This is a genomic window from Streptomyces sp. NPDC029296 (genome assembly GCF_055569255.1).
Map to the genome: position 1 here is coordinate 1 of NZ_JBVHXT010000087.1, position 13266 is coordinate 13266.

A 13266-nucleotide genomic window follows, 5' to 3' on the forward strand; every position below is an offset into this window, starting at 1 on the left:
GTCGCAATCCACACCGAACCCGGAAGGCCCTCACCCGTTCAAGACCTCTCAGCCGAGACCTGGCTCACCTGTCCACAACCTCCCCGGACAGAACAACTAGCCGAGGCCGGCCGGAAGGGGGGCCGCCGCGGTGCGGCGGCCCCTCAGTCCAGATAGCCCCTGAGCTGGTCGGCGAAGGCGTGGTCGCGGAGCTTGCTCAGGGTCTTGGACTCGATCTGCCGGATCCGCTCCCGGGTCACGCCGAACAGCCGGCCGATCTCCTCCAGCGTGCGCGGGCGCCCGTCGACCAGGCCGTAGCGCAGCTGTACGACCTTCCGCTCGCGCTCGCCCAGCGTGGACAGCACCGCGTCCAGGTGCTCGCGCAGCAGCAGGAAGGCCGCCGACTCCACCGGGCTGGCCGCGTCGCCGTCCTCGATGAGGTCGCCGAGGGCGACGTCGTCCTCCTCGCCGACCGGGGCGTGCAGCGACACCGGTTCCTGGGCGAGGCGCAGCACCTCGCGGACCCGCTCGGGCGACAGGTCGAGATGGGCGCCGACTTCTTCGGCGGTGGGCTCCTGGCCGCGTTCCTGGAGCATCCGCCGCTGCACCCGGACGACCCGGTTGATCAGCTCCACGACGTGCACGGGGACGCGTATGGTGCGGGCCTGGTCGGCCAGTGCCCGGGACATGGCCTGGCGGATCCACCAGGTGGCGTAGGTGGAGAACTTGTAGCCGCGGGCGTAGTCGAACTTCTCCACGGCCCGGATGAGCCCGAGGTTGCCCTCCTGGACGAGGTCCAGCATGGTCAGCCCCCGGCCGACGTACCGCTTGGCGACGGAGACGACCAGCCGCAGGTTGGCCTCGATGAGCCGCCGCTTGGCCATCCGGCCCAGGACGACGAGCCGGTCCAGGTCGAGCGCCAGCTCGCTGTCCAGGTCGGGGGTGCTGCCCAGCTTCTCCTCCGCGAAGAGGCCGGCCTCGACCCGGCGGGCGAGTTCCACCTCCTCGGCGGCGGTGAGCAGCGGGATACGGCCGATCTCGCGCAGGTACTGCCGGAACAGGTCGGCCGAGGGCCCGCCGGACTCCGCCCGCGCGACGACCGGGACCTCGGCCTCCCCGGGCCCGGCCGACTCGTCCGGCTCCTCGGGCCCCTCCGCCTCCCCGGCGGCCGGTTCCGGGTCCAGGCCGGCCCGGCCCTGCGGGGGCACGGCCACGAGGACGCCGGCCTCCGCGTCCGGATCGTCCGCGTCGGTGCGGGTGGCGCGGGTACTGCTGTCGGTCTGGGCGAGGGTCCGGGTCTGCACGGGGGGCGACCTCCAGGATGATCGCTGCGAAGCCGAGCGGCAGCGTGCGCTCCGAGGCTCGGGCACCGCCCCCAGTGTGGGGTACGACACAACACCGCCACGAGGGGCGTGCGGTGACTTTTTGCATCCGGCCGGTGACGGGGTGGTGATCCGGGTGGCTAGAGGGCCGACGGGCCCTCGTCCTGCAGCGCCCGGTCGTACCGGGTGAGGATCATCATCTCGTTCTGGACGGCGGCCGACTGGGCGGGGTCCGCGTGGCCGAGCCGGGTCAGGGTGCTCTGGAGGTCGGTGAGCCGGCGGGCCACGGCGCGGCGCCGGACGGTGACCAGCTGTTCGCCCGCGTAGGTCTCGTCGACCGTGCGGCGCATGATCGCCTCCACCGCCAGCTCGGTCACCATCGCCCGGACCGTGTCGTCGGGGGCGGCCTCCCGGACGCGGACCAGGTACTCCTGCGGGTCCTGGACGCCGTACTCGGCGCCTCCCGCCTCCGCGATGGCCTGGCGCACCGCCGCGTAGGGGGCGGCGGTGAACTCGTCGACGCCGTACGCGTCGAACGCGGGCGACACCAGCTCCGGGCGTTGCAGGGCGAGTTTGAGCAGTTCGCGTTCGGTGGCGTACACCGGGTTGCGCAGGGTGAGGGACGGGCCGCTGTAGGCGGGACGGGGGGTGGACTCCCACTGCGCCTGCGCCTGCGGCTGCCGGGGCCGCTGCGGTCCCTTGCCGCCCTCGCGGGCCCAGCGGGCGAGCTGGGCGACCCGGCGGACCACGAACTGGGTGTCGAGGATGCCCAGCATGCCCGCCAGCTCCACGGCGACCTCGTGCTGCGCCCCGCTGTTCTTGATCTTCGCGACGATCGGCGCGGCCTCGTCCAGCGCGGCGGCCCGGCCGGCCGGGGTGTCCAGGTCGTACCGGCCCACGATCTGCCGGAGCGCGAACTCGAAGAGCGGGGTGCGCGGTTCGGCCAGGTCGGCCACCGCCTCGTCGCCCTTGGCGAGGCGCAGGTCGCAGGGGTCCATGCCGTCGGGCGCGATCGCGATGTACGTCTCGGCGGCGAACTTCTGGTCGTCCTCGAAGGCCCGCAGCGCCGCCTTCTGCCCGGCCGCGTCGCCGTCGAAGGTGAAGATGACCCGCGCGCTGCCGTTGTCCATCAGCAGCCGCCGCAGGATCTTGATGTGCTCCCCGCCGAAGGCCGTGCCGCAGGTGGCGATGGCCGTCGTCACCCCGGCGAGGTGGCAGGCCATGACGTCGGTGTAGCCCTCGACCACCACCGCGCGGCTGGTCTTGGCGATGTCCTTCTTCGCCAGGTCGATGCCGTACAGCACCTGGCTCTTCTTGTAGAGCGGCGTCTCGGGCGTGTTCAGGTACTTCGGTCCGTTGTCCGCCTCGTACAGCTTGCGGGCGCCGAAGCCGACGACCTCGCCGCCGATGTCCCGGATCGGCCACATGAGGCGGCCCCGGAAGCGGTCGATGGGCCCCCGGCGGCCCTCCTGGGCCAGTCCGGAGAGGATCAGTTCCTTGTCGGTGAAGCCCTTGCCGCGCAGATAGCGGGTGAGGTGGTCCCAGCCCTGCGGGCTGTAGCCGACCCCGAAGTGCACGGCGGCGGCCTGGTCGAAACCGCGCTCGGCGAGGAAGACCCGGCCGGCCTCGGCCTCGGCGCCGGTGGCGAGCTGCTCCGCGTACCACTGCGCGGCGATCTTGTGCGCCTCGACCAGGCGGATGCGCTCGCCACGCTGGTGGGCCGGGTTGTACCCGCCCTCCTCGTACCGCAGCGTGATGCCGGCCTGCGCGGCCAGCCGCTCGACCGCCTCCGAGAAGGAGAGGTGGTCCACCTTCATCACGAAGGTGATGGTGTCGCCGCCCTCCTGGCAGCCGAAGCAGTGGAAGAGTCCCTTGCTGGGGCTGACCTGGAAGGACGGCGACTTCTCGTCGTGGAACGGGCACAGGCCCTTGAGGTTGCCGCCGCCCGCGTTCCGCAGCTGGAGGTACTCGGAGACCACGGCGTCGATCGGGACCGCGTCCCGTACCGCCTTCACGTCCTCGTCGTTGATCCGTCCTGCCACGGGTGAATTCTACGGGGGCGCGACGGGGTTCCCGGTGCGCCGGCGGGTCAGGGGAGCAGCCCGGCGAGCGGCACGTGCGGGTCCGACAGGGCCTCGCTGTTCACCTGGGCCCGGGAACGGATCAGGTTCTGGATCGGCTCTGTGACATCCCACACGTTGACGTTCATCCCGGCCAGCACGCGTCCTTCGCGCACCCAGAACGCGATGAACTCCCGCTTGCCCGCGTCGCCGCGGATCACCACCTCGTCGTACGACCCGGGCGGCGCCCATCCGCTGTACTCCATCCCCAGGTCGTACTGGTCGGTGAAGAAGTACGGCACGCGGTCGTAGGCGACGTCCTGGCCGAGCATCGCCCGTGCCGCGGCCGGGCCGCCGTTCAGGGCGTTCGCCCAGTGCTCCACCCGCAGCCGGGTACCGAACAGCCCGAGCGGGAAGGACGCCACGTCGCCGGCCGCGTAGATGTCGGGGTCGGAGGTGCGCAGCCGCTCGTCCACCACGATGCCGCCGCCGTGCGCCCGGTCGGCGATCTCCAGTCCGGCCGCCTCGGCGAGCGCCACCCGGGGTGCCGCGCCGATCGCCGCGAGGACGTCGTGCGCCGGGTGCTCCTCGCCGTCGTCGGTGCGGGCCGCGAGGACCACGCCGTCCTGGCCGACGATCTCGGTGAGCCGGGCCCCGAAGTGGAAGCGGACGCCGTGCTCGCGGTGCAGCTCGGCGAAGACGTTGCCCAGCTCCGGTCCGAGGACGCCGTGCAGCGGGGTCGGCTCCGGTTCGATCACCGTCACCTCGGCGCCGTACTCCCGGGCCGCCGCCGCGGCCTCCAGCCCGATCCAGCCGGCGCCCGCGATCACCAGGTGCCCGTTGTTCCGGCCGAGGTGCTGGAGCACCCCCTTGAGCCGTTCGGCGTGCGCGAGGCGGCGCAGGTGGTGGACGCCCGCCAGGTCGGTGCCGGGGACGTCCAGGCGGCGGGGTTCGGCGCCGGTGACCAGCAGCAGCTTGTCGTAGCGGACGAGGGTGCCGTCGTCACCGAAGCGGACCGTCTTCGCCGTGCGGTCGACGCGGTCCACGGTCTGGCCGAGGTGCAGCTCGACGTCGTGCCGCGCGTACCAGGCGGGCTCGTGCACGAAGACGCTGTCGCGCTCCTCCTTGCCGAGCAGGAGGCCCTTGGACAGCGGCGGACGCTCGTACGGGTGGTCGCGTTCGTCGCAGATCAGTATCACCCGTCCGCTGAAACCCTCCGCCCGGAGCGTCTCGGCCGCCTTCGCACCGGCGAGACCGCCTCCGACGATGACGAATGTCTGATCCGCGTCGACCACTTGTTGCCTCCTCTTGAGGGTGCCGCCACAGGGGAGCCTCCCGCACGGAGCGTGATGCGGGAAGAGGGTGTGACCCGATCAGGCCACGGAGGGTCACGTTCCCGTCACCCGCGTCCCGTCAGTCTCGCGTGCAGCGACAGCGCGGCGCCGTCGGTGAGGGAGGCGATCTGGTCGACGATCACCCGCTTGCGCGCCCGGTCGTCGTCCGCCGCGTCGAACAGCGCGCGGAACTGGGGGTCCAGTCCGTCGGGCGCGCGGGCGGTCAGCGCCCCGGCCAGCTCGGCGACGATCACCCGCTGGTCGGCGCGCAGCCGCTCCTGCTCGGCGCGCTGCATCACGTACCGGTCCGCGACCGCCTTGAGCACCGCGCACTCCATCCGGGTCGCGCGGGGTACGACGAGCCGGGCGGCGTACCGGGTGAGCGGGCCCCTGCCGTGGGCGGCGCGCGTGGCGGTCTCGGCGGCCAGGCAGAACCGGCCGATGAGCTGGCTGGTGGCGTCCTTCAGCCGGGCCTGGGCGGTGGCCGTGCCGTCGTAGCCGTGCGGCCACCACTCCTCGTCCTGGAGGCGGTCCAGCGCGGCGGAGAGTTCGGCCGGGTCGGTGCCGGCGGGGACGTAGCGGCCGACGGCCACCTCGAACACCGCCTGCCGTTCCGGCTCCGCCTGCAGGCAGTTGGGGTCGATGTGACCGGCGTGCAGTCCGTCCTCGACGTCGTGCACCGAGTAGGCCACGTCGTCCGACCAGTCCATGACCTGCGCCTCGAAGCAGGTGTGGGTGCCGGGGGCGTGCGCCCGGACCCAGTCGAACACCGCGCGGTCGTCGTCGTACACGCCGAACTTGGGCGAGCCGGGCGCGGTGGGGTGCCCGCCGCGCGGCCAGGGGTACTTGGTGGCCGCGTCCAGGGTGGCGCGGGTGAGGTTGAGCCCGACGGAACGGTCCTCGGTGAACCGTTTCGGCTCGATGCGGGTGAGGAGCCTGAGGGACTGCGCGTTGCCCTCGAAACCGCCGCAGTCGTCGGCGAACTCGTTCAGGGCGGTCTCGCCGTTGTGGCCGAAGGGCGGATGACCGAGGTCGTGGGCGAGACAGGCCGCCTCCACCAGGTCCGGGTCGCAGCCGAGGGCCGCGCCCAGTTCCCGGCCCACCTGGGCGCATTCGAGGGAGTGGGTGAGGCGGGTGCGCGGGCTGGCGTCCCACATCTGGTTCCTGGTGCCCGGGGTCACCACCTGCGTCTTGCCGGCCAGGCGGCGCAGGGCGGCCGAGTGCAGGATGCGGGCGCGGTCGCGCTGGAAGGCGGTACGGCCCGGGCGCTTGTCGGGTTCGGGGACCCAGCGTTCGGCTGACGAGGGGTCGTACGCGGTGAGGAGTGCGGTGCCTTCCATGGGTCGACAGTAAGCCTGATCGCCCGCCGGGTTCTCGTCCCGGGGGGCCGCCGGGCCCTCAGGCGGCCGACGTCCACGGTAGGGCAACGCTCTGTTCATAGCGGTGCAGGACCAGGCGGGCCATCGCCTCGTGCGCGCCCAGGGGGGCCGAGGCGATCCACGGGGCCTGGGCGGCGCACTGGGTCGCGAAGCGGCCCGGGGCCGTGAAGCAGGAGGCGACCGCCACCCGGTGCCGGCCGCGGGCCGCCAGGGCGCGCAGCGCCGCCGGGACCGTCGGGCTCGCCGCCGAGGCGTACGCGGGGATCACCGGGACGCCGAGGCGGGCGGCCAGGAGGCGGGCCGTGCGGCGGGTGTCCGTGGCCGAGTCCGGGTCGCGCGAGCCCGCGGCCGCGAGGACGACCGCGCTCGTGCGGCGGGCGGTGCCGTCCGGGGCGGCCGGCCAGCCGGCCTCGGTCAGCCGGGCGTGCAGGGCCTCGGCGAGCAGCGGGTGCGGGCCGAGCGGCGGGGCCGTGCGGATGTCGCCGCAGGCCGCCGCGGCCAGCTCCGGGATGTCCTGCTTGACGTGGTAGCCGCGGCTCAGGAGCAGCGGGACGAGGACGGCGCGGGTGTCGCCGAGGGCCGCGAGGGTGCCGGGCAGCAGGGGCTCGTTCAGCTCGATGTGGCCCAGGTGGACCGGCAGGCCGGGGCGCAGCGCGCGGACCCGTGCCATGAGGGACCGCACGGTGGTGAGCGCCCGCGGGTCGCGGCTGCCGTGGGCGACCAGGACCAGGGCGGGCGGTGCCGGGCGGCGGCGGCCGAGCGGGGTGACCGGCCGGGTGCGGGGTGGGATCGTCGCCGTCATGGCAGGATCCTGGCCCCCGGAGATTGCGCCCCCGTTGCCGGGCCGTCACGGGCATTTTCCGTACCATCACCACGGCCGGCGGCGGGGTGTGAGGCGAACCGGACCGGTGCCGGCGGCGTCTTCCATGGTCGGGGACGATCAGGGGGGCGCCGTATGAGGATCAGCAGGCCGCGATGGCCGCGTACCCGGGCCGGGCAGCGGCGGCTGCTGTGGGCCGTGATGGCCGGGTGTGTGCTGGTGCTGCTGCCGGCGACCTGGCTGCGCCTGTCCACGGCGGACCGGCTGCGCGGCACGGCGGACGTGCCGCGCGCCGAGGTCGCGGTGGTGTTCGGGGCGGGGCTGTGGCAGGGCGGGCCGTCGCCGTATCTCGCGCACCGGCTGGACGCGGCGGCGGCGCTGTACCGGGCGGGGCGCGTCGAGGTCGTCCTGGTCACCGGGGACAACGGCCGCGAGGACTACGACGAGCCCGACGCCATGCGCGCCTATCTCACCCGGCACGGGGTGCCGGACCGGCGGATCGTCAGCGACTACGCCGGGTTCGACACCTGGGACTCCTGCGTCCGGGCCAGGCGGATCTTCGGGGTGGACCGGGCGGTGCTGATCAGCCAGGACTTCCACATCCGGCGCGCGGTGGCGCTGTGCGAGGCGGCGGGGGTGGACTCGTACGGCGTCGGGGTGCCCGCCGCGCACGACGCGACCTGGTACTACGGCGGGACGCGGGAGCTGTTCGCGGCGGGCAAGGCGGCGCTGGACGCGGTGTTCCGGCCGGATCCGCGGTTCCTCGGTCCCCGGGAGCCGGGGGTGGCGCGGGCGCTGGCCACCGGGCGGTGACGCCTTCCCCCACGGCGGGCCGGGCGGTGGCGTCCTCCCCCACGGCGGGCCGGGCGGTGGCGTCCTCCCTCACGGCGGGCCGGGCGGCGCGGGGAGGTCACCGTGCCGGGGGTGTAACCGGAGGCGACCCGGGGGCGTAACACGCCGGTCGCACGCTGGGCGGCATGGAGAACACCTCGACGCCCACCCACTGCCCGTACTGCGCCTTGCAGTGCGGGATGAACATCACGCCCCTGCCCCGGGGGGGCGTCGAGGTCACCGAACGCCCGGACTTCCCGGTCAACCGGGGCGCGCTGTGCGGCAAGGGCCGTACGGCGGCCGAGGTGCTGTCCCCGGCGGTACGGCTGACCACCCCGCTGGTGCGGGAGGGCGGCCGACTGGTGGCGGCGGACTGGCCCGAGGCGCTGGACCGGATCGCCGGGCGGCTCGCGGCGACCCGGGAGCGGCACGGCGCGGACGCGGTCGGCGTGTTCGGCGGGGGCGGGCTGACCAACGAGAAGGCGTACGCGCTGGGCAAGTTCGCGCGGGTGGTGCTCGGCACCTCGCAGATCGACTACAACGGCCGGTTCTGCATGTCGTCGGCCGCGGCGGCGGGCACGAAGGCATTCGGTCTGGACCGGGGGCTGCCGTTCCCGCTGGAGGACATCCCGCGCACGGGGTGCGTGATCCTCGTCGGCTCCAACCTGGCCGAGACGATGCCGCCGTCGCTGCGGTTCTTCTCCGAACTGCGGGAGAACGGCGGCACCCTGATCGTCGTGGACCCGCGCCGGACGAAGACCGCCGAACAGGCCGACCTGCACCTGGCGCCCCGGCCCGGCACCGATCTCGCGCTGGCGCTCGGCCTGCTGCACCTGGTGGTGGCCGAGGGGCGGACGGACGAGCAGTACATCCGGGAACGGACCACGGGGTGGGAGGAGGCCCGGGCCGCGGCGATGGCGCACTGGCCCGAGAACGTGGAGCGGATCACCGGGGTGCCGGTGCCCCGGCTGCGGGAGGCGGTGCGGATGTTCTGCGAGCCCGAGGCGGCGATGGTGCTCACCGCGCGCGGGCCGGAGCAGCAGTCCAAGGGCACGGACACGGTGGGCGCGTGGATCAACCTGTGCCTGGCGACCGGCCGGGCGGGGCGCCCGCTGTCCGGGTACGGCTGTCTGACCGGGCAGGGCAACGGGCAGGGCGGGCGCGAACACGGCCAGAAGGCCGACCAGTTGCCCGGCTACCGCAAGCTCGACGACCCGGCGGCGCGGCGGCACGTGGCCGGGGTGTGGGGCGTGGACCCGGACAGCCTGCCGGGCCCCGGGCGCAGCGCGTACGAGCTGCTGGACGCGCTCGGCACGGACGTACGGGCGCTGCTGCTGATGGGCTCCAACCCGGTGGTGTCGGCCCCGCGCGCGGCACACGTCGAGGAGCGGCTGCGCTCGCTGGACTTCCTGGCCGTGGCCGACGTGGTGCTGTCGGAGACGGCGGAGCTGGCGGACGTGGTGCTGCCGGTGACCCAGTGGGCGGAGGAGACGGGCACGACGACCAGCCTGGAGGGGCGGGTGCTGCTGCGCCGCCGGGCGGTCGCGCCGCCGCCGGGCGTCCACAGCGACCTGTACGTCCTGCACGAGCTGGCCGGCCGGCTCGGCGTGGAGAAGGGCTTCCCGACCGACCCGGAGGAGGTCTTCGGCGAACTGCGCCGCGCCAGCGCGGGCGGCCCGGCGGACTACTCGGGCATCACCTACCGCCGCCTGGCCGAGGAGAACGGCGTCTTCTGGCCCTGCCCGGAGGAACCGGGCGAGGGCACGCGGGCCGGGGGCGGGGACACGGCCCCGGCGGCCCTTTCCGACGAGCCGGACGCGGCCCGGCCCGCCGGTACGGACACGTCCCCGGCCCCCCAGCCCGGCACCCCGGCGGCAAAGACCCTGCCCCGCGACCCGGCACCGAACACCCTGCCCAACGACCCGACACCGGACGACATGCCCGGCACCCCGGCGGCGAACACCCCGCCCCACGACCAGGCCTCGAACACCCTGCCCCACGACCCGGCACCGGACGCCCTGTCCAACGACCCGACACCGGACGACATGCCCGGCACCCCGGCGGCGAACACCCCGCCCCACGACCCGGCGGCGGAGGTCCTGCCCGGTGGCTCGGCATCGGGCGTCCTGGTCGACGGTCCGGTGGCGGAGGGCCGTCCCGGTGGCGGGGTGCGGCACCCTCGTCGCGCCGGGCAGCACCCCGGTACCCCCCGCCTCTTCCTCGACCGGTTCGCCACCCCGGACGGCCGGGCCCGGTTCGTGGCCGTGGCGCACCGGGCGACCGCCGAGGAACCGGACGCCGAGTACCCGCTGCTGCTGACCACCGGCCGGGTGGTGTCCCAGTACCAGTCGGGGGCGCAGACCCGGCGCGTGGCGGAGCTGAACGCGGCGGCCCCGGGGCCGTTCGTGGAGCTGCACCCCCGGCTCGCGGCCCGGCTGGGCGCGGCCGACGGCGACCCGCTGGCCGTGGTCTCGCGGCGCGGCCGGGCCGTGGCGCCGGCCCGGATCACCGACACGATCCGCCCGGACACCGTCTTCATGCCGTTCCACTGGCCGGGCGAGGGCCGCGCCAACACCCTCACCAACCCGGCCCTGGACCCCACGTCCCGGATGCCGGAGTTCAAGTCGTGCGCGGTGCGGGTGGAGGTCGTAGGGCGGTCGTAGGGCCGTGGTCGGAGCGCGGTCCGGTCCCGGGGACGCGGCGGATGCGGGCGGGCTCGCGTAGGTTCGGGGTATGTCCGACATAGAACAGTACGACCTCGACGCCTATCTGGACCGCATCGGCTTCAAGGGCGAGCGGAGGGCCGATCCGGCCACCCTACGGGGCGTACACCTGGCGCATTCGCTGGCGCTGCCCTTCGAGAACCTGGACCCGGTGCGGGGCTCGGCCCCCTCCCTGGACCCCGCCGCCCTGATGGCCAAGATGGTGCGCGGCCGGCGCGGCGGCTACTGCTACGAGCACAACACCCTGCTCCGGCTGGCGCTGGAGGCGCTCGGGTTCCGGGTGACCCCGCTGGCCGGCCGGGTGACGGTGGGCGCGCGGAACCCGGAGAGCCGGCCGCGTACGCACGCGATGCTCCGGGTGGAGGTGGCGGGCGAGCCGTGGCCGTATCTGGCGGACGTCGGCTTCGGCGCGGTCGGCGCGCTGCTGCTGCCGGTGCCGCTGGTGGCCGGCACCGAGTACGAGGGCGCCGGACGCCGGCACCGGCTGGTCCCGCAGCCGCACGAAGGGCCGCTGGAACTGTGGGAGTTGCAGGCGCGGGACCGGCGGACCGGGCAGTGGGCCGGCCAGTACGCGTTCACCCAGGAGCCGTTCACCGCGCCGGACCTGGAGGTGTTCAACTGGTTCGTCGGCACCCACCCGCGCTCCCCGTTCACCCACCGCCCCTACCTCCAGCGGGCCCTGCCCGACGGCCGCCACCTCTCCCTGGACGGCGCCCTGTTCACCGAGACCCTCGCCGACGGCACGGTCACCGAGCGCACGCTGACCGGGGAGACCGAGGCGCGACGGGTGGCGGTGGAGGAGTTCGGCATCGACGTGCCCAAGGGGACCGCCCTGCTCGGCTGAGCCGGTGGCGGGCACTTCGGCCCCACGGAAACGGCTCCGTACCCCCCTCGGCCCGCCACACCGCTCATCGAAGATCCACAAGACTCCTCGGCAGCTCTATGGACATGACATGTCATGCCCACTTAAATCCTGGGACATCAGCGCCACCCCCACGCCTGACGGGCGCCTTCCCGAGGAGACAGATGAGCCGGACACGGCAGCACGTCCGAGGAACCCGCCGCACGCTCACCGCCGGTGTCGCCGCCGCCACCGCCACCCTGCTGGCCGTCGGCCTCTCCCCCGCCGCCCACGCCGGCGGCGGACCGACCCGGGCCACCGCGATCGAGAACGCGGCCTCCGCGCTCCTGGCGCACGCCTCCGCCCTGGGCCTCGCGGCGCCCCAGGACACCAGCGTCCGGGACGTGATCGTGGACCGGGACGGCACCCAGCACGTCCGCTACGACCGCACCTACCGCCGTCTCCCGGTCCTCGGCGGCGACTTCGTCGTCCACCTGGCCCCGGACGGCACCTACCGGGGCGCCGACCGCGCCACCCGGCGGACCGTGTCCGTGCCCACCGTCACGCCGGCGGTCCCCGGCCCCGAGGCCGCCGGACGCGCGGTGGACGCCCTGCGCGCGGCCCGCCCCGGCACGCCGCTGAAGCAGGCCAAGGCCAGGCCGGAGCTGGTGGTCGACGCCCTGCACGGCGCCCCCAGACTGGCCTGGCGCACCACCGCCGTCGGCCTGGACCCGCTCGGCAACCCCGCCGCCCGGACCGTGCTGACCGACGCCCGCAGCGGCGCGCGGATCGACGCCTGGGACAGCCTGGAGACCGCGACCGGCGACGGCGCCTCCCTCTACAGCGGGACCGTGCCGCTGGAGACCACCCCGTCCGGGTCGTCGTACCAGCTCAAGGACCCGACCCGGGGCAACACCTACACCGGGGACGCGGAGAACAAGACCGACCTGTGCATCTTCGGCATCTGCCTCAGCCGGGCGCCCGCCACCCTGTTCTCGGACGCGGACAACCACTGGGGCACGGGCGCCACGCCGGACCGCGCCTCGGCCGCCGTCGACGCCCAGTACGGCACCGACGAGACCTGGGACTACTACAAGAACGTCCACGGCCGCAACGGCATCGCCGGGGACGGCAAGGGCTCGTACAACCGCGTCCACTACGGCAGCAACTACAACAACGCCTTCTGGGACGACAGTTGCTTCTGCATGACGTACGGCGACGGTGACGGCACCACCTTCGGGCCGCTGGTCGCCCTCGACGTGGCCGGGCACGAGATGTCCCACGGCGTGACCTCGAAGACGGCCGCGCTGACCTACTCGGGCGAGTCCGGCGGGCTGAACGAGGCCACCTCCGACATCCTCGGCACGATGGTGGAGTGGTACGCGGACAACCCCTCCGACGCCGGTGACTACCTCATCGGCGAGAAGATCGTGAAGCCCGGCTTCGGCAAGGCGGCCCTGCGCTTCATGGACAGGCCCTCCCGGGACGGCAGTTCGGCGGACTACTGGAGCTCGTCGGTCGGCAACCTCGACGTCCACTACTCCTCCGGCGTCGCCAACCACTTCGCCTACCTGCTCGCCGAGGGCAGCGGCGCGAAGGTCCTCAACGGCGTCAGCTACGACTCGCCGACCTCCAACGGCTCCACCGTCACCGGCATCGGCCGGGACAAGGCCGGCAGGATCTGGTACCGGGCGCTGACGGTCTACATGACGTCCTCGACGAACTACAAGGGCGCCCGCACGGCGACCCTCAACGCGGCGAAGGACCTCTACGGCGCCGGCGGCGCGGAGTACAACGCCGTGGCGGCGGCCTGGAGCGCGGTCAACGTCGGCTGACCCCCGCCAAACGCCCCGGGGCCGGTGCCCGGCCGGGCACCGGGGGGGGGGGGGGGGGGGGGGGGGGGGAGGGGGGGGCGGGGGTGGCTTTCTCCCGCTTCCCCCCCCCCCCCCTCCCCTCTTTCCTTCCCTCCCCCTCCCC

At 74.2% G+C, this 13266-nt stretch carries 9 protein-coding genes; 4 read left to right on the forward strand and 5 right to left on the reverse strand.

The genetic code is table 11. The annotated features are described in order from the left end of the window. Positions 1–143: 143 nt before the first annotated feature. The 5 genes from ACZ4W9_RS39850 to ACZ4W9_RS39870 all read right to left on the reverse strand — a co-directional run bounded on the left by ACZ4W9_RS39850 (position 144) and on the right by ACZ4W9_RS39870 (position 6876). Entirely contained in the window at positions 144–1283 is a 1140-nt protein-coding gene (locus ACZ4W9_RS39850; protein ID WP_467944137.1) for an RNA polymerase sigma factor, read from the reverse strand. A 158-nt stretch (positions 1284–1441) separates the two neighbouring features. Next, positions 1442–3343, reverse strand: coding sequence for a DNA primase (gene dnaG / locus ACZ4W9_RS39855; RefSeq protein ID WP_467944138.1), 1902 nt, complete (start codon positions 3341–3343; stop codon positions 1442–1444). A 47-nt stretch (positions 3344–3390) separates the two neighbouring features. Continuing rightward, positions 3391–4656, reverse strand: coding sequence for an NAD(P)/FAD-dependent oxidoreductase (locus ACZ4W9_RS39860; protein WP_467944139.1), 1266 nt, complete (start codon positions 4654–4656; stop codon positions 3391–3393). Positions 4657–4760: 104 nt separating this feature from the next. After that, on the reverse strand, positions 4761–6035 hold the full coding sequence (locus ACZ4W9_RS39865; protein WP_467944140.1) for a deoxyguanosinetriphosphate triphosphohydrolase: 1275 nt from the start codon (positions 6033–6035) through the stop codon (positions 4761–4763). 58 nt (positions 6036–6093) lie between these two features. Beyond that, positions 6094–6876, reverse strand: coding sequence for a sirohydrochlorin chelatase (locus tag ACZ4W9_RS39870; RefSeq protein WP_467944141.1), 783 nt, complete (start codon positions 6874–6876; stop codon positions 6094–6096). 153 nt (positions 6877–7029) lie between these two features. Here ACZ4W9_RS39870 and ACZ4W9_RS39875 point away from each other — a divergent pair, with 153 nt between their 5' ends. From ACZ4W9_RS39875 to ACZ4W9_RS39890, 4 genes are all read left to right on the forward strand, one after another. Beyond that, positions 7030–7707 (forward strand): SanA/YdcF family protein, encoded by a 678-nt coding sequence (locus tag ACZ4W9_RS39875; protein WP_467944142.1) that lies wholly within the window; start codon positions 7030–7032, stop codon positions 7705–7707. Positions 7708–7871: 164 nt separating this feature from the next. Then, positions 7872–10388, forward strand: coding sequence for a molybdopterin oxidoreductase family protein (locus ACZ4W9_RS39880; RefSeq protein ID WP_467944143.1), 2517 nt, complete (start codon positions 7872–7874; stop codon positions 10386–10388). 70 nt (positions 10389–10458) lie between these two features. Further along, positions 10459–11292, forward strand: a complete 834-nt coding sequence (locus tag ACZ4W9_RS39885) for an arylamine N-acetyltransferase family protein (RefSeq protein WP_467944144.1) — start codon at positions 10459–10461, stop codon at positions 11290–11292. Positions 11293–11474: 182 nt separating this feature from the next. Next, complete coding sequence (locus ACZ4W9_RS39890; protein WP_467944145.1) at positions 11475–13124, forward strand: M4 family metallopeptidase; 1650 nt, start codon at positions 11475–11477, stop codon at positions 13122–13124. Positions 13125–13266 lie beyond the last annotated feature (142 nt).